Origin of the sequence: Mycolicibacterium canariasense (assembly GCF_002101555.1) — a bacterium.
Classification (GTDB): domain Bacteria; phylum Actinomycetota; class Actinomycetes; order Mycobacteriales; family Mycobacteriaceae; genus Mycobacterium; species Mycobacterium canariasense.
In genome coordinates, this window is the sequence record NZ_LQOL01000042.1 from 284266 (window position 1) to 301493 (window position 17228).

General features: G+C 67.4%; 15 protein-coding genes and 1 pseudogene. 3 read left to right on the forward strand and 13 right to left on the reverse strand.

Annotated elements, in window-relative coordinates:
* Positions 1-23 precede the first annotated feature (23 nt).
* The 4 genes from car (AWB94_RS10625) to AWB94_RS10640 form a co-directional block, all read right to left on the reverse strand.
* Complete coding sequence (gene car, locus AWB94_RS10625; RefSeq protein ID WP_062660426.1) at positions 24-3521, reverse strand: carboxylic acid reductase; 3498 nt, start codon at positions 3519-3521, stop codon at positions 24-26.
* Between the two features lie 170 nt (positions 3522-3691).
* Entirely contained in the window at positions 3692-7156 is a 3465-nt protein-coding gene (car, locus tag AWB94_RS10630) for a carboxylic acid reductase (RefSeq protein ID WP_062660427.1), read from the reverse strand.
* A 208-nt stretch (positions 7157-7364) separates the two neighbouring features.
* Entirely contained in the window at positions 7365-8258 is an 894-nt protein-coding gene (locus tag AWB94_RS10635; protein WP_062660428.1) for a DMT family transporter, read from the reverse strand.
* Between the two features lie 93 nt (positions 8259-8351).
* Entirely contained in the window at positions 8352-9359 is a 1008-nt protein-coding gene (locus tag AWB94_RS10640; protein ID WP_062660490.1) for a TerC family protein, read from the reverse strand.
* A 210-nt stretch (positions 9360-9569) separates the two neighbouring features.
* On the opposite strand from AWB94_RS10640, the gene AWB94_RS10645 reads away from it, so the two are divergent.
* Both AWB94_RS10645 and AWB94_RS10650 read left to right on the forward strand, forming a co-directional pair.
* Positions 9570-10229, forward strand: coding sequence for an O-methyltransferase (locus tag AWB94_RS10645; protein ID WP_062660429.1), 660 nt, complete (start codon positions 9570-9572; stop codon positions 10227-10229).
* 112 nt (positions 10230-10341) lie between these two features.
* The gene (locus AWB94_RS10650; protein ID WP_409366005.1) at positions 10342-11601 is read left to right on the forward strand and encodes a L,D-transpeptidase; all 1260 of its coding nucleotides are present in this window, start codon (positions 10342-10344) and stop codon (positions 11599-11601) included.
* Here the strand turns inward: AWB94_RS10650 and AWB94_RS10655 are convergent.
* The 6 genes and pseudogenes from AWB94_RS10655 to AWB94_RS35765 all read right to left on the reverse strand — a co-directional run.
* Positions 11598-11993: a hypothetical protein gene (locus tag AWB94_RS10655; RefSeq protein ID WP_062660431.1), complete on the reverse strand. Its 396-nt coding sequence runs from the start codon at positions 11991-11993 to the stop codon at positions 11598-11600. The two genes, AWB94_RS10650 and AWB94_RS10655, sit on opposite strands and share 4 nt — an antisense overlap.
* Before the next feature lie 44 nt (positions 11994-12037).
* Entirely contained in the window at positions 12038-12487 is a 450-nt protein-coding gene (locus AWB94_RS10660) for a Rieske (2Fe-2S) protein (protein WP_062660432.1), read from the reverse strand.
* Between the two features lie 17 nt (positions 12488-12504).
* On the reverse strand, positions 12505-13086 hold the full coding sequence (locus AWB94_RS10665) for a DUF6529 family protein (RefSeq protein WP_109762724.1): 582 nt from the start codon (positions 13084-13086) through the stop codon (positions 12505-12507).
* Positions 13076-13558 carry a hypothetical protein gene (locus tag AWB94_RS10670; protein ID WP_234811687.1) on the reverse strand — a complete coding sequence of 161 codons (483 nt, stop codon included), beginning with the start codon at positions 13556-13558 and terminating at the stop codon, positions 13076-13078. Before AWB94_RS10670 ends, AWB94_RS10665 begins: the two co-directional genes overlap by 11 nt.
* Before the next feature lie 83 nt (positions 13559-13641).
* Positions 13642-14121: a GtrA family protein gene (locus tag AWB94_RS10675; RefSeq protein ID WP_062660434.1), complete on the reverse strand. Its 480-nt coding sequence runs from the start codon at positions 14119-14121 to the stop codon at positions 13642-13644.
* A gap of 237 nt (positions 14122-14358) precedes the next feature.
* Positions 14359-14472: pseudogene (locus AWB94_RS35765) on the reverse strand (SDR family NAD(P)-dependent oxidoreductase); the annotation flags it as partial.
* A 70-nt stretch (positions 14473-14542) separates the two neighbouring features.
* On the opposite strand from AWB94_RS35765, the gene AWB94_RS10680 reads away from it, so the two are divergent.
* Positions 14543-15706 carry a GGDEF domain-containing protein gene (locus tag AWB94_RS10680; RefSeq protein ID WP_062660436.1) on the forward strand — a complete coding sequence of 388 codons (1164 nt, stop codon included), beginning with the start codon at positions 14543-14545 and terminating at the stop codon, positions 15704-15706.
* Positions 15707-15714: 8 nt separating this feature from the next.
* On the opposite strand, the gene AWB94_RS10685 is transcribed toward AWB94_RS10680, so the two are convergent.
* From AWB94_RS10685 to AWB94_RS10690, 3 genes are all read right to left on the reverse strand, one after another.
* Positions 15715-16017, reverse strand: coding sequence for a hypothetical protein (locus AWB94_RS10685; protein ID WP_409366006.1), 303 nt, complete (start codon positions 16015-16017; stop codon positions 15715-15717).
* Between the two features lie 19 nt (positions 16018-16036).
* Complete coding sequence (locus AWB94_RS35095) at positions 16037-16189, reverse strand: hypothetical protein (protein ID WP_165605441.1); 153 nt, start codon at positions 16187-16189, stop codon at positions 16037-16039.
* A 174-nt stretch (positions 16190-16363) separates the two neighbouring features.
* Positions 16364-17173 (reverse strand): dienelactone hydrolase family protein, encoded by an 810-nt coding sequence (locus tag AWB94_RS10690; protein ID WP_062660438.1) that lies wholly within the window; start codon positions 17171-17173, stop codon positions 16364-16366.
* Positions 17174-17228 lie beyond the last annotated feature (55 nt).

Below are 17228 nucleotides of genomic sequence, written 5' to 3' on the forward strand. Positions count from 1 at the left end.
CCCCACCGTCGTTCGGGGCTGAGCTAGAGCAGGCCGAGCAGTTGCAGATCGGTGATGTACTTGACGATCACCGGGGCACTGACATGCGGAATGTCTTTGTCCGGGCCGATTTTCGCTTCTTGCACGGCAACGCGGAAGACATCGGTCGGCGCGATCGAACCCTGCACCGGTGTCTCCGGACGCTGGTAGTTGTGCAGCAGCGGTAGCAGCGACGCCTGCCGCTGCTTGTCCGGCAACGACCGCAGTGCGGTCTCGAACCGCGCCAGCCACTTCCCGTACTCACCGACGCGTTCGATCTTGTAGCCGGCGTCGATCAGCCAGTCGACGAAGGTGTCCATGCCGATGCCATCGTCGTACGGGTTCATCACGTGGTAGGTCTCGAAGGCTCCTCCCGATTCGAGTGCCACGTGCTCACCGAGCGTCGAGATCGCCTCCGCGATGAACTCCACCGGCAGCCCGTCGTAGTGCGCGCGCTGCCGCTGACCGTCGGAGCCCAGCTCGTAGAACGACTCGGGCGCAATGCCGGTCGCCACCAGGCTGAACATCATCCGGGTGAACATGTCCGGCAGGTTGAGCTGGCCGGCGTAGCTGGTGTCGGCCAGGATCATGTCGCAGCGGAACACCGAGACCGGCAGCCCGGCCAGATCGTGGGCTTCGCGCAGCAGCACCTCACCGGCCCACTTGCTGGTGCCATAACCGTTGGCGTAGTTGTCGTTGATCGCGCGCACCGCGCTCATCACCCGGACGTCGGCGTCCTCGACGAACTTGCCCGGCTCGATCTGGTCACCGACGCCGATCGTCGACACGTAGACGAACGGCTTGATCGTGGTGGTCAACGCGATGCGGATCAGTTCGGCGGTGCCGAGGGCGTTGGGCCCGAACAGCTCGCTGTAGGGCAGCACGTGGTTGACCAGCGCGGCGGGATCGACGATCAGATCCACCGTGTCGGCGAGCCGCTGCCAGGTGGCCTTGTCCAACCCGAGGTCGGCCTCGCCCTTGTCCCCGGCGATGACCTCCAAATGATCGGCGGCCAGTTCCCGATAGTGCGCAAGGAGTTTCGGATCACCGGTGTCGAAGGTCTTGTCGAGACGCGCCCGGGCCTCTTCGTTGCTGCGCGCCCGGACCAGGCAGATCAGCTTGCCGTCCACCAGGTCCATCCGCTCCAGCCACTCCAAGGCCAGGTAGCGGCCCAGGAAGCCGGTGGCACCGGTCAGCAGCACCGTGCGCACCTCGCCGTTCACCTTCGGAAGTGACGGGGCCGCAGCCAATGTCGCGGCGTCGATGAACTTGTCCAGGGTCAGCTCGCTGGCCGAGACCTCGGCGGCGTGCCGTCCGTGCACGGAGGCGAAGGTCGGGCGGCCGGTGCCGCCGGCGCGCTGCGTCTCGATGTGCGCGGCAATGGTCGCCAGGTCGGAGGCGGGGCTGACGATCACCGACACCGGCACCTCGACGCCGAAGATCTCCTGCAGCAGATTCCCGAAGGTCAACGCCGACAACGAATCCCCACCCAGATCGGTGAAGTGCGCATCGGGTGCCACGTCGGCGGTCGCGGCGCCCAGCAGCGCCGCGGCGGCGCGTGACACCGTCTCGAGGACGGGCGCGTCCGCGCCTTCGGCCCGCAGCGCCCGCAGTTCGCGGGCCTGCCCGTCGGCCAGCTCCGCGTACAGCTCCTCCAGCGCGGGACCGTAGTGCGCCTTGAGCTTGGGCCAGGCCAGCTTGCGGATACCGGTCAGCAGACCGTTCTCCACGGTGAAAGGCGTTGTCTCGATGAGGAAATCGCGTGGCACCTCGTAGGACTGCAGGTCCTGCGCCTTGGCGACATCCTGCAGTGACTCGACGATGGCGCGCTTGAGGGCGGCCTCGTCGGTGAACTTCACCAGGGCATCCTCGGTGGGCACCACCACCGCCAGCAGGTAGGGCTGGGCGCTGTTGCCGTAGACGTAGATCTGCCGGATCAACGGGCTGTTGTTGCTGAAGGCGGCTTCCAGCTTGGCCAGCGTGACGAATTCGCCCTGGGCGAGCTTGAGCACGTTGTTGCGCCGGTCCACGTAGCGGATCTCGTCGGGCCCGAGCTCGGCGACGATATCACCGGTCCGGTAGAACCCGTCCTCGTCGAACACCCCGGCGGTGACCTCCGGGCGCTTGTAGTAGCCGGGGAACAGGTTGACGGTCTTCACCAGCAGCTCGCCGCGTGGATACGGTTGATCGGTCCCGTAGTAGCCGAGCTCGGGCACGTCCACCAACTTGTAGTCGATGGTGGGCGGGCGCTGCACCCGGCCGTCGAAGAACACCATGCCGGCCTCGGTGGAGCCGTAGCCCTCGCGCAGATGGATGCCGAGGAAGTGCTCGACCCACGCCTTCAGGGCATCGGTGATCGGGGCCGAACCCGTCATCGCGTCGACGTAGCGACCGCCGAGGAGGTTCTCCCGCATGTCGGCGAGCACCTCGTCCTCGTCCGCGCCGTGCGCGGTGCGGCTCTGGAATTCCTGGTAGAGCATCTCCCAGACGCGGGGCACGAAGTTCAGCTCGGTGGGGCGGGACAGCGCCAGGTCTTCGAGCAGCGTGGACAGATCGGCACGGGCGGCGAAGTAGCAGGTGCCGCCGGCGGCCAGCGTGAGGTACAGGATGCCGCGCCCCATCACGTGGCTCATCGGCATGAAGTTGAGGTTGATCGACGCGACGCTCGGCCCAAACCACGACTCGCTGGAACGCTGCCAGAACGAAGTGACCTGGCTTTCCAGGTACATCGCGCCCTTGGGCGCGCCGGTGCTGCCCGAGGTGTAGATGAGCAACGACAGCGGGTTCGGGTCGTCGGTGCTCGGGGCGGGAGCCTGCGGCAGGTCGGCTCCGCGGGCCAGCACCTCGGCCAGGGTTTCCACGGTGACGCCGGCCGGCAGCGCCGCGGCGGCGGCGACCAGGGCTTCGCGGTGATCGTCGACCTGCGGGTGGTAGTCGAAGACGACGATGCGCTCGGGGGCGTGGCCGGTGCGCGCGAGTTCGACGGCCTCGCCGATGTAGTCGACGCTGGCGGCGATGACCCGCGGCTCGGTCTCGGTGAGGATCGGGGCCAGCGCCGACGCCGTCGAACTGGATTGCAGCGGAACCGACACCGCACCCACCTGACCGAGCGCGGTGTCGATGACGGTGTAGTCGGCGCTGGTGAAGCCGAGAATGGCGACCCGGTCGCCGGCTTGCAGGCCGGCGGCGTGCAGGGCCGCGGCGGCCGCCCGGACCCGGTCCCACAGCTGCGCGTAGGTGATGGTCTCGAATCGAGGCAGCAGCGCGGCGGTGGTTCGGCCGGTCGCCGGATCGGTGACGAATTCGACGGCGCGCTGGCCCAGCGCGGGGCGCTGCGCATAGCCCTGCAGCACGGTCTGGACGATCTGCGGCAACCTGATGCCCGGGGCCTCGGCGGCCTTCGCTACGGCCGGATCGGGCCGCGCCGCGGCGAACTCGGGATCATTGGCGGTCAAGTCGGCGATGCGGCGTTCGAGCCGTTCGTCTTGGATATCGTTCGGCATCACGGAACCTCTAAAACGTTTGGTATTTCAAGGCAAATCTGGGGTGAGCGCGCCATTGGGCTCTATATAGACGACGAGTGGGCGGACGGGCGAATTCCCGTCTGAGCTGTCAATGCGCTGAGAAAAGCCCGGCCACCGTCATCGCGGGGCGGTGACCAGGCTTTCCGATCTCAGAGCAGGCCGAGCAGTTGCAGATCGGTGATGTACTTCACGATCACCGGTGCGCCGACATGCGGAATGTCCTTGTCGGGACCGATTTTCGCCTCTTGCACCGCCGCGCGGAACACGTCGGTCGGCGCCATCGCCCCGTTCACCGGGACACCCGGCTGCTGGTAGTTGTGCAGCAGCGGGAGCAGCGACGCCTGCCGCTGCTTGTCCGGCAACGCGCGCAGTGTCGTCTCGAAGCGATCCAGCCACTCGGCATAGTCGTCGACGCGTTCGATCTTGTAGCCGGCCTCGACGAGCCAGTCGACGAAGGTGTCCATGCCGATGCCGTCGTCGTACGGGTTCATCACGTGGTAGGTCTCGAATCCGTCGTCGACATGCGCACCGAGGGTCGCGATCGCCTCGGCGATGAACTCCACCGGCAACCCGTCGTAGTGGGCCCGCTGCCGGTTGCCTTGGGCGTCAAGCTGATTGAACGACTTCGGCGCCACACCGGTGGCCACCAGGCTGAACATCATCCGGGTGAACATGTCCGGCAGGTTGAGCTGGCCGGCGTAGCTGGTGTCGGCCAGGATCATGTCGCAACGGAACACCGAGACCGGCAGCCCGGCCAGGTCGTGGGCTTCCCGCAACAGCACCTCACCGGCCCACTTGCTGGTGCCGTACCCGTTGGCGTAACTCTCGTCGACCACCCGGGTGGCGCTGATGGTGCGGATGTCGGCGTCCTCGACGAACTTGCCGGGCTCGATGCCCCAACCGACGCCGATGGTGGACACGTAGGCGAATCGCTTGATCTTGGTGGTCAAGGCAATCCGGATCAGTTCGGCGGTGCCGAGGGCGTTGGGCCCGAACAGCTCGCTGTAGGGCAGCACGTGATTCACCAGCGCCGCCGGGTCGACGATGAAGTCGACGGTATCGGCGAGCCGCTGCCAGGTGGCCTTGTCCAGCCCGAGGTCGGCTTCGCCCTTGTCCCCGGCGATGACCTCCAGGTGATCGGCGGCCAGTTCCCGGTAATGCGCAAGGAGTTTCGGGTCTCCCGAGTCGAAGGTCTTGTCGAGACGCGCCCGGGCCTCTTCGTTGCTGCGCGCCCGGACCAGGCAGATCAGCTTGCCGTCCACCAGGTCCATCCGCTCCAGCCACTCCAGCGCCAGGTAGCGACCCAGGAACCCGGTGGCACCGGTCAGCAGAACCGTACGAATCTCGGCATCCGGACCCGGAAGTGCCGGTGCCGCAGCCAGTGTGGCGGCGTCGATGAACTTGTCCAGCGTCAGATCGGCGGCGTGGACCTCGGTGGCGCCGGCGCCGTGGACCGAACTGAAGGTCGGGCGCTTGTCACCGCCGGCGCGCTGCGTCTCGATGTGCGCTGCGATGGTCGCCAGGTCGGAGGTGGGGCTGACGATCACCGACACCGGCACCTCGACGCCGAAGATCTCCTGCAGCAGATTCCCGAAGGTCAACGCGGACAACGAATCCCCACCCAGATCGGTGAAGTGCGCATCGGGCGCCACGTCACTGCTCGCCGCGCCCAGCAGTGCGACGGTCGCACGGCTGACGGTCTGCAACACCGGCGCGTCGGCACCGTGCTGACGCAGGGCCTGCAACTCGTTGGCCTGCCCGTCGGCGAGTTCGGCGTACAGCCCCTCCAGCTCGGCTCCGTAGCGTTCCTTGAGCTTGGGCCAGGCCAGCTTGCGGATACCGGTCAGCAGGCCGTTCTCCACGGTGAAAGGCGTTGTCTCGATGAGAAAATCACGGGGGATCTCGTAGGACTGCAGGTCGGCGGCGCGGGCGGTGTCCTTGAGCGACTGGGCGATGTCGGCCTTGCTCACCGTCGGGTCGGTGGGTACCACGACGGCCAGCAGGTAGGGCCGGGCGCTGTTGCCGTAGATGTAGATCTGCCGGATCAGCGGGCTGTTGGTGAAGGCGGCCTCCAGTTTGGAGACGGTCACGAACTCGCCCTGGGCCAGCTTGAGCACGTTGTTGCGCCGGTCCACATAGCGCACCTCGTCGGGCCCGAGCTCGGCGACAATGTCACCGGTGCGGTAGAAGCCATCCTCGTCGAACATCTGCGCGGTGATCTCGGGGCGCTTGTAGTAGCCGGGGAACAGCTGGGTGGACTTCACCAGCAGCTCGCCGCGCGGGTGCGGGACGTCGGTCAGCCGGTAGCCGAGCTCGGGCACGTCGACCAGCTTGTACTCCAGCACCGGCGGCCGGGTGATCCGGCCGTCGACGAAGACCGAGCCGGCCTCGGTGGATCCGTAGCCCTCCAGCAGGTGCTGCTCCAGCAGCCGCTCGACCCAGGCCTTCAGCTCGGGCGAGATGGGCGCGGACCCGGTGAGTGCGCTGACGTAGCGCCCACCGAGCAGGTTCTCCCGCATGTCGGCGAGCACCGTGTCCTCGTCGGCGCCATGACTGGTGCGGCTCTGGAATTCCTGAAAGAGCATGTCCCAGATGCGGGGGACGAAGTTGAGCTGCGTCGGCCGGGTCAGTGCCAGATCGTCCAGGAAGGTGGACAGGTCGGCACGGGCGGCGAAGTTGACGGTGCCACCGGACGCGAGCGCGCCGTACAGGATGCCGCGCCCCATCACGTGGCTCATCGGCATGAAGCTCAGCACGATCGAGGGCACCTTGCCTTGGCTGTCGTCCCAGTGCGCGTTGGCGGCCGGGCGCCAGATGTTGGTGACCTTGCTCTCCAGGTACATCGCGCCCTTGGGTGCGCCGGTGCTGCCGGAGGTGTAGATGAGCAGGGCCAGCGGGTCGTCGTCGGGGCCGACGACCCCGTCGATGTCGGGAAGTGCGGCGCCGCGTTCGAGGACGTCGGCGAGCGGTTCGACGCTGACGCCGGAGCCGAGCCGGGCCTGCGCGGCCGCGACGGCCTCACGCTGGTCGTCGACCTCGGGGTGATAGTCGAAGACGACGAGATGTGCGGTCTGCGCGCTCTCGGCGAGGGCGACGGCGTCGTCGAGGTAGTCGATGCTGGTGGCGATCAGCACGGGTTCGGTCTCGGCGACGATCGGCTGCAGCGCGGCGACGGTCGCGCTGGTCTGCAGCGGCACGGAGACGGCGCCGAGTTGGGTCAGGGCGGTGTCGACGGTGGTGTAGTCGACGCTGGTGAAGCCGAGGATGGCGACCCGATCGCCGATGCGCACCGGGTGGTCGTGCCAGGCGTTGGCGATGGCTTGGACGCGGTCCCACAGTTGCTTGTGGCTGATGGTCTCGAAGCGGGGCAGCAGCGCGGTGGTGGTCCGGCCGGTTGCCGGGTCGGTGACGAATTCGACGGCCCGCTGACCGAGGGCGGGCCGGTCGCCGTAGCCCTGCAGCACGGTCTTGACGACGGCGGGCAGGCGCAGCCCGGGCTGGTCGACGGCGGCGATGACATCGTCGCTCGGGGCGGCGGCGGCGAACTGCGGGTCGGTGTCGTACAGGTGGTTGAGGCGGCGTTGGAGACGCTCGACGCTCACGTCGTTGGTCATGTGAAACCCCCGATAACTCTTGCGATCAGTGCGGAATTTTTGGTGCTATCCGCCGGCCTCAGTGGCCGGCACCCGAAACAACGTTAGCAAAACTAAAGATATGCCCCCGCGCGTGCGGCTACCAGGGTGCTGTGAGCAAGAACACCGACAATTGGCACGCCGGCCTGGCCTTCAGCAACTTCACAGACAACGTGTCGCGAATGCCCAGCTAACGGGGGGCGGGTTCCTTACGGGCTTCCAACTGGGCCTCATAGGCCCCTTCGTCGCGCCCGAGCGCGATGGTGGCGGCCGTCATCGCGACCACCGCCAGCGTCAGCACGATGGCCTCCCAGCCGTTGGCATCCAGCTGCTCCCCGAGGACGAAGGCCCCCAGCAGCACCGCGGCCAGCGGTTCGATCACGAGCATGGTCGGTACCGAGGTCTGCAACGACCCGGCGTGAAAAGCCGACTGCTGTAACAGCGTGGCCACCACACCGAGGGCCACCAACACGTAGGGCACCGGGGTGGCCAGCACCTGCGCCACGGTGTCGCGGGCGAGCAGGTGGGTCAGCACCTTGGTCATCACCGCCACCATGCCGAACAGCACCCCGACCCCGACGGCCAGCAGCACGGCCCGTTGCCAGCCCGGCCTGCGCACCGCGATCACCACACAGCCGATCACGAGCAGGAAGCTGATCACCACGACGACGGTGATCTGGCGGGCCGACGCGATGTGTTCATTGGCCCGGGGGTGGGCCAGCAGGATGAACACCGCGAGCGCGACGGTGAGCAGGATGGCCCACGACCATTCGCCGCGGGTGACCTTGCGATGCGCCATGCGGGCACTCAGCGGCAGCGCGAACAGCAGCGCCGACACCAGCAGCGGCTGGACCACCAGCAGCGAGCCGTGCGCCAGCGCCAGCGCCTGGAAGACGAACCCGGCCACGGCGGCGGCGGTCCCGGCCCACCACAGCGGCCGGCGCAACAGGGTGGCGACCATGACGGTGCTCACCCCGTGCTCCGGGGGAACGTCGAGGGTGGCGCGCTGGCGCACCACGATGCCGACGGCGGCGAAGATCGCAGCGCACAAGGCGAACAGCACCACCAAGGCGGGACCTAGCACGCCACAACCCTAGGGGTTCGAGGGGCCGCGCGCCTAAGGGTGCGGTCAGGACGCTGGTCAGGCGGCGTCGGTCTGGTGCGCGCCGGGCCCGCCCTATTCGACCGTGTCGGCGGCGGCCGGGACCGCCTTCTTCGCGTCGGACCGGGTCTTGTAGAGGCTCGCTGCCGTGGTGATCACCAGGGTCACCACGATGACGCCGAGGCTGGCCAGGGTCGGAATCTCGGGTACGTGCACCGACTCGCCGCCGTTGATGAACGGCACCTCGTTCTCGTGCAGCGCGTGCAGCAGCAGTTTCACGCCGATGAAGCCCAGGATGAACGCCAGCCCCTGGGACAGGTAGACCAGCCTCTTGAGCAGGTCACCCAGCAGGAAGTACAGCTGCCGCAGACCCATCAGCGCGAACACGTTGGCGGTGAACACCAGGTAGGGCTCGCGGGTCAGGCCATAGATGGCCGGGATGGAGTCGAGTGCGAACAGCAGGTCGGTCGTGCCCAATGCGACGATGACGAGGAACATCGGCGTCATCAGCCGCTTGCCACCGGAGGCGTGATCTTTCACCCACAGCCGCAGGCCGTCCCACTTGTCGGTGAACTTCAGGTGCTTCTGCGCGAACCGCACCACGCCGTTGTCGGCGTCGTCGTCATGCTCGGTGTCACGGACCAGTTTGATCGCGGTGTACACCAGGAAGGCGCCGAACAGGTAGAACACCCAGGAGAACTGCTCGATGGCCACCGCGCCCAGCGCGATGAAGATGCCGCGGAAGATCAGCGCCAGGATGATGCCGACCAGCAACGCCTGTTGCTGGTAGATCCGCGGCACCTTGAAGCTGGCCATGATGATCAAGAAGATGAACAAGTTGTCCACCGACAGGCTGTACTCGGTGAGCCACCCGGCGAAGAACTCCACCCCGTACTGGCTGCCGTGGAAGAACCAGGTCCACAGACCGAACGCCACGGCCAGGCTGACGTAGATCGTCAGGTAGGTAGCCGTCTCGCGTCGGGACGGTTCGTGCGGGCGCCGCCCGATCACGATCACGTCGAACAGCAGAATCGCGATCGTGACGCTGAGGGTGATCCCCCACTCGAGTGCAGACACATTCATGAAATCAAGAGCCTCCGGTCGTCGTTCAACGGCCGAGGTCTCTTCCGCCGCGCCGATGACGAGCGCGGCCTGCGGCACCGGTAATCCGACGTTGGATCACGTGATGACGACACCGCAGCGGTAGGAGTACTCCCCTCACCGGCAATTGTGGCAGAAGAATCCGTAATCGGTCTAATCGATCGCACAGCCCGGCGGCGTAGCTTCGCGGGCATGACGACACTGAACGATGCCCGCGTCGCGGCGGCGCTGGCGCGGATGTACGCCGAATCCGACCGACAGATGGCCCAACTGCGCGAGCGCGGGCCCGCCGAACGGGCCCGTCTCCACAACGCCACCGCGCAGGAACGCGCGGACGCGCTCAGCGATGTCTATATGCCGGTCACCCCGGCCGCCGGCCGACTGCTCTACATGTTGGTGCGGGCTGCCCGGCCGACCACGATCGTCGAGTTCGGGATGTCGTTCGGCCTGTCGGCGGTGCACCTGGCCGCCGGGGTGCGCGACAACGGGGCCGGCCGCGTGATCACCACGGAGCTCAGCAAGGCCAAGATCGCGGCCGCGTCGCGGACCTTCGCCGAGACCGGACTCTCGGATCTCATCACCGTCATGGAGGGCGATGCGGTCAGCACTCTGGCGGAGGTGCCGGGCCCGATCGAACTCGTGCTGCTCGACGGGTGGAAAGAGCTGTATCTCCCGGTGCTGCGGGTGCTGGAACCGAAGCTGTCACCCGGCGCGCTGGTGGTCGCCGACAACACCGAAATGTCCGACACCAAGCCATATCTGGACTACGTACGCGATCCCGCGAACGGCTACACGAGCGTCAACTTCGCCGCCCGCGACACGGACAGCATGGAGATCAGCGGTCGCGTGTGAACTGGGGCCGGGGCCCTCTACTATGAGAGCTTCTGTCCGGCCAGTGCAGTGACGCACTCCGGGCGATCCCACCTTCTGCCCCGGAGTGCCCGTGCGTCCTGATCGTTACCGCGTGCGCGTCGCGTGCCTGGCAGCGTTGCTCCTCGTCACCACCGGCTTCGGCGTCACACAGAGTTCGCGTATCGCGCAGTGCCAGGACGGCTGCCGCACGCTGGCCGCGAGCACCGACCTGGCCGCGGCCGAAGCCGCGCCGCCGGCGCCGATGCCGGCGACGGTCCGAGTGCTGCCCCAGCCCGGCGCACAGGGGGTACTGCCGCGCGGACCGGTCCGGGTGACCGCGTTCACCGGCACGCTCACCGACGTGACGATGGTGAACGAGAACGGCACCGTGATACCCGGCGTGCTGACGCCGGACCGCACGGTGTGGAAGCCGGCCGTTCCGCTCGGGTACGGCCGGGAGTACACGCTCACCGTGCGGTCGCAGGGGCCGGGCGGCATGCCGGCCGCCGAGACCTCCAGTTTCACCACGGTGTCCCCCAGCTATCAGGCGTCGGTCTCACTGACCACCACCGGTTACGCACTGCTCAAAGACGGCGGCACCTACGGTGTTGGGACGGTCGTGGTGGCCCGGTTCGACGAACCGATCGCCGACCGGGCCCGGGCCGAGCGGCAACTGTCGGTGACCACCTCACCACCGGTGCAGGGTTCCTGGTACTGGGTCGACGATCAGACCGCGCATTGGCGGCCCGAGCGCTACTACGCGCCTGACACCACGGTGACGGTGGCCGCGAACATCTACGGTGTCCCGCTCGGCAACGGGGTTTACGGCGAGGACGACGAGAAGGTGTCGTTCAAGATCGGCGACGCACACGTGTCGATCGCCGATGACAACACCAAACAGGTCAGCGTGTACGACAACGGGAAACTGGTGCGCACCATGCCCACCTCGATGGGCCGTGGCGGCACCGAAACCATCGGCGGGACGACGCTGAGCTTCTGGACCCCGCCCGGGGTGTACACGGTGCTGGACAAGGCGAACCCGGTGATCATGGACTCGTCGTCCTACGGACTGCCGGTCAATTCGCGGCTCGGCTACCGCGAGACGATCCCGTGGGCCACCCGGATCAGCGGTGACGGCATCTATCTTCATCAGCTCAACGCCACGGTGTGGGCGCAGGGCAACACCAACACCTCGCACGGGTGCCTGAACCTGAACTCCGAGAACGCCGAGTGGTTCTTCAATTTCTCGGTGCCCGGCGACGTCGTCGAAATCCGGCACACCGGTGGCCCACCGCAGGAGCTGCTGTCGCAGAACGGCGATTGGAGCGTGCCCTGGGACCAGTGGCGCAAGGGCAGCGCGCTGGCCGCTTAGATCGCTCCGGCCCTGGGGGCCGACGTGCTCGTCGCGTACGGGTCGGTAGTGGTCGTGGTGGTGGTGCCGCCGGTCAGTTCGGGGAAGCCGGGCACCCAGTCGTCGGTGGTCGTCGTGGTGGTGCTGGATCCCGACGGGTTGACATCGGCGGTGGACGGTGTCGTCGTGGTGGTGCGGGTGGTCGTCGTGGTGGTAGTGGTGGTCGTGGTCGTGGTCGTTGCGTCGACGGTCGCCGGAATCGGCTGGTGGCCGGGATTCATCGAGCTGCGCGAGGTCTGCATCACGGCGAACACCAGGACGACGAGCACCGCGACCACGCCGGCACCGGCAGCGTAGACCGCCCAGGTTTCCTCGTACCACGGTGGCGGGTTGTCAGCCTCGTCGTCTCCCACAGGCGGTGATCGTAACCACCGGCCGGCGCCGTCCCTCCCGGTGTCTAGCCCTTCACGATGTCCTGGCCTTGCACTCTCACCGGGACGGCGGCCAATGGTTTGGTGGCCGGGCCCTTGAGTACGGCCCCGTCCAGACCGAAGGCACTGCCGTGGCACGGGCAGGTGATCTTGCCGTCGGCGACGGAGGACACCGCGCATCCGGCGTGCGTGCACACCGTCGAGAGTCCCTTGAAGACACCGGCGGTGGGCTGGGTGAGCACCACGTCGTCGACGATCACACCGGACCCGACGGGTACCTGCGATGTCGTGGCGAGCACGCCCGGGGCTGCCGGCGCGCCCGTCGACGAGGCTGTCGCGGCGTCCTTGTTGCCCGCGGCCCCGTCGCTGCGCTCACCCCCGTAGCCGGAGCAGGCCGCGATTGCGGTGGCACCCAGGCCGATTCCGGCACCGGCCAGTACCCGGCGGCGCCCGACGGTGTTCTCGTGGTTGGTCATGGCTGATCTCCTCGGCTTCAGTTGGTAAGTCCGTTGATCTGGAAGAACCACAGGGCTGAGGTCAGCCAGATGTTGACGAGAGTAAAGAACACCAGCCCGCCGAGCACCGGGATCACCCACGCTCGCAGGTTTTTCCGAGTCAGCAGAATCATCTTGGCGACGAAGGCGCCGTAGAAGAGGCAGCCGAACAACGAATGCCAGAGCACCCGGCTGTCGGTGGCCTGGAATCCGAGCGCGTACAGGCAGTGCACCGCGACGGGCACGCTGGCCAGCACCGCCAACCGGCCGGACCAGACGTGGGCGGAGCCGATCCAGGCCGGGGCCCGACCGCCCGGCAGTACCCGGTACATCACCAGCGCGGAGACGAACTGGAAGACGGCCAGTGCGACGGCCACGGTTGCCAGCCACGACTTCACCGAGCCCGGCCCGGAGAAACCGGCGATGTTGACGGCGAAGAACTGCGGGGTGTGCAGGCGGCCGTACACACCGAGCGCGACGGCCACCGCGGCGCCGATCCCGAGCGCGCCCAGCAGCGCTGCATCGGCGGCCCGCGGCGCGGCCAGCAGGCGGGTATCGGCCTCGGCGTAGTCACGGGGCATTGGAGGTTCCCTGCACCCGGTCCACCGCCGAAGTGGTGAAATCCCAACTCTTTTCGCCGATCTTCAAGATCCCGGTGACCGTGTTGCCGTGATGTTCGCCGGTGAGGCTACTGGTGGCACCCTTGCTGCTCAGCGCCAACGCACCGCCCCGGGCGCTGCCCCGCAGCCACGCCTCGATGGCCCGGCCGTCGCAGGCGTAGGCGACGGCCTCGGTCCCGCGCACGGTGATCTCCAAGGTGATCGTGCCGGCCGCCGTGGGGATCTTGCCGGCGAAGTCGGCCTTGGCGGCGAACGGGTCGGGCGCCGGGGGCGGCGGTGGTGCCGGCGTCGGGACCGGGCTCGTCGCGGCCGCCGGCCGGGCTGTCGACGCTGCTGCGGGTTCCGGGGGTGTGTGCTGCACGTTCACTGCCCACAACCCGCCACCGAGGGCGGCCACCGCGGCCAGTGTCACCAATGGGCCTTTGCTTTTCATATGTTCGAGCATGGCCATCGGCAGGCCCGGTTGCGTGGAGACGAGGTGGAGATCGGCAGGAGATTGGTGGCGGGCCCACGCGCTCAGCGCCGGAACACCACCCATCGCATGGCGCTGTACATGAAGACGGCCTCACCACCGCCGGCGATGATGCGCGCCAGGTGATACTCCAGCCCGAACGAAGTCAGCGCGGTGGGCAGGGCAACGATGAAAGCCAGGTAGTTGACGGCCACGACCACGACGTAGATGGTCAGTTGCGGTCCGACCACCGCGTGCGAGCGGAAGTTCAGCGTCCGGTTCAGCACGTAACTGAGCGCGAACGCGCACACGTAGCCCACCGTCAGGGCGACCGGCAGGGGCGCACCAAAACCGCTGTGCAGCAAGGTCAGTATCAGCAGATCCAGCCCGAAGGTGAAGCCGTTGATCAGCGCGAAACCCAGGAAGGTGGGCGCGACGACTCGGTCGAGACGCAGCGGCAGGCGTGCGGTGACGCGTTCACACCAGCGGTGAAACCGGTCGACGAATCGGCCCGGGGCCGTTGCTGGCGCCGATTCGACGGTCACCGCGCTACCCTGCCATCCTCAGATGACCGTCCCGTTATACCCGAGCAAACAATCAGCGCGCGGTCTCGGTCACTGAAAGTTCTGTGCCCGTTTCGTGTCCGGCGAATTGGACGATACGCGCGGCGCTCGGGTAATCGCAGCCCTGCACGGGGCCACCCGTCACCTGCGGCAGGTTCGAATCGACCCGCCCCGGGTGGGTCAACTGGGAGACGACCGGCGACCCGGCGTCCCGCAAGAGGCACGGGCGGGCGCCGTCGCCGTGGCCAATCCCACCCCATTGGTCGCACCCGTCACAACGGCGCGTTTACCGGTCAGGTCGCCCAGTCGTCCCGGCGTCCACGGCGATGTCATAGGCCGAGGCCAACCGCCCATTTCGGCCCTCGCGGCCGCGCCCGTAACTGGTACCGTTCGGTATGCCTCAGTGTTGTGGCCCGTCGCGATCGGGCATCTGATGCTTACCCCGGGACGCTGGCGGCACCACGGGGACCACTACCAGTGGCTGACGTCGTTTCTGGCGGCGCGAGATCTGCAAACCCTGACGTGCCGTGTGGTGGCGTGGAGCATCATCGGGTTGGGCGTGATCAGCCTGCCCATCGCGGTGTCCACGTCGCCGTACACCGGGGTTTCCGGACCAGTCGGGGTGGCGATCGTCCTTCTGTGTACCGGCGCGATGGCCGGTGTCTGGCTTCGCTCGGAGTGGCCGACGTGGCGGCAGTCGGTGTTCTGCATCGTGCTCGGCACCCTGCTGATCGCCGCGTCGTGCGTGCTGCTGCCCAACCCGATCCTGGCAGTGGTGGGTTCGACGGCATTCGTCGTGACGACCGCGTACACGGTCTTCTTCCATTCCCGCCGGCTGCTGCTGCTCATCGGAGGCATCCAAGCGGCGACGCTGGCCAGCCTGGCGTGGCGGCTGTTCGCCGTCGACCCGGTGATGGCGCTGTCGTCGGTCGCGCTGGTGATGACGATCAACGCGACGGTGGCGTTCGCCTGCGAACTGGCGCTCAAGATCGCCGGGTCGGAGATGAACCACGGCGGCATCGAACCGCTGACCGGATTGCTGAATCGGCAGACGTTCTACGACGAGGTCGCCACCCTGATCGGTTCGCGTAGCCGGCGCGACGACCGGTATTTCGTGCTGATCGTCGCGAATCTGGACAGCTTCTCGCTACTGACGGCCATGACGGGGAAGACCGGTGGCAACCGGGCCCGCGTGGCCATCGGGCAGCGCCTGCGCGAGACCGTGCGCGGCGACGCGGTGATCGGTCACCTCGGCGACTGCGAGTACCTGATCGCCGATGTGTTCACCCACGCCGACCCGTCACCGCTGGCCGACCGCATCCTGAGCACCATAAAATCCGCGCCGTTCCAGTTGACGGCCAGCCTGGGCGTGGTCAGCACGCCGTTGCAGCCGCTGGCCCGGCACACTTCCCACGACGTGCTCGACGAGTTGGTCACCATCGCGACGACTGCCATGTACGAGGCGCGCAAAGCCGGGGGTAATCAAGCCAGTCTGCTCGAGTCGCCGAAACTGGCCACCGTGCATGACGATCCGGAAGACCAGCCTGATATCGGCCGGTCGGCGTAGGCCCAGGATCAGCCGCTCCAGCCGCGCGCGCCGTCCCACCCGCCGCAGATGCCGTTGAAGCATCCGCTGCCGAAGCCACCCTGCTGCGGGTTCCACCCACCGCATCCGTGCCAGCCGGGGCCGCTTCCGCAGCCACCACCACCGCCGTGACCATCCGGGCCACCGCTACCGGTGGGCTGGGCCACCACCGATGTCACCGGCGCCGGCGCGATGGCCGCGGCACTGAGCGCCGCCGCCGGCATGGCGAATGCCGCTGCGGCGCAAAGGGTTACCGTCAGCCACCTGGGCGACGAGAAAACACCACCGGACATATTGCACCCACTCTCGAACTCAGCGGATGGAACCGGGCAGCGGTTCGTTGACGACGATCTGCACGGGGACATGTGGCCCGTCCTGCAGCAACATCACGGTCGGGGTGGCAATCGCCACCAGCGCGACCACGGACAGCAACGCCGCTTCCACGTAGCGCTTTATGGTTAGCATGACTAGATAGTCCTCCTAAGCAACGCGCCCGACAAGGCATTTGTGAGTGAGGACACTCCGTCACCCGATCTCGGGTTCCTTGTCACACCGGCGCGGTGATTCATATACCTGCCAACGCCAGTTGCCGGGCCGGTCATTCCTGCCGGCACGCCGGCGGTGGGAACGGCGGCGCGCTCAGGCAGTCAGCAGTCGGCTGCGGAACAGGTCGAGAACCTGGTCGAGTGCGGCCCTGGTGGCCTGGCCGGGTTCGTCGATGAGGTGTTCGGTCAACACCGAATGCGGGGGCAGCAGCGCATCCGGATTGGCGTCGGCATCCTCGAGCTCGACGGCGACGAACGCGTCACCGAGTTGCTCGCGCAGGAAGTCGAACCGTTCGGCGGGAACCATGCGGTCGGATTTGAACCGCAGACCCAGCACGGTGAGCCCAGCGGCGCAGCGTTGTTTCACCGTGGCCAGGTCCTCCGGCGAAATGTCGATCGAACGTTTCTGCCGCGCGGTCAAGGCCATCGGCATCGACGGCTGCGAGAGCACCGGCGCCAACAACACATCGTCGGCAGCCATCGCCAGGGCGTACCCGCCGGTGAAGCACATTCCGACCGCACCGACGCCCGGGCCGCCGCACCGTTCGTGTTCGGCCCGGGCCAGTGCCCGCAGCCAGCTGATGACCGGCGACGTCCGCCCGGTGGCCAGCGTGACGAATTCCTTGCTGACGCACGCCGGCACCATGGTCCTGGCGAAACTACCGAGTGCTGTCAGCGTGCTGCGATTCGGATCGAAGCCGGGTTCACCGAACAGCTGCGGAAGCACCGCGGTGCATCCCATATCGGCGATTTTCCTGGCGAAGTCGAGCACCTTGGGGGTGATCCCCGGGATCTCGGCGATCACGATGACCGCGGGCCCATTGCCCTTCCGGAAGATCGACCGCGTGGTGCCCTCGTAGGTGAACTCGGTGTGCTCGAAATCGGCGAGGTCGTCATTGGGCACCGCAGTGGTCCTCTCCCGTACCAAACACAGCAATAGCGGCCACCATACCGTCGTG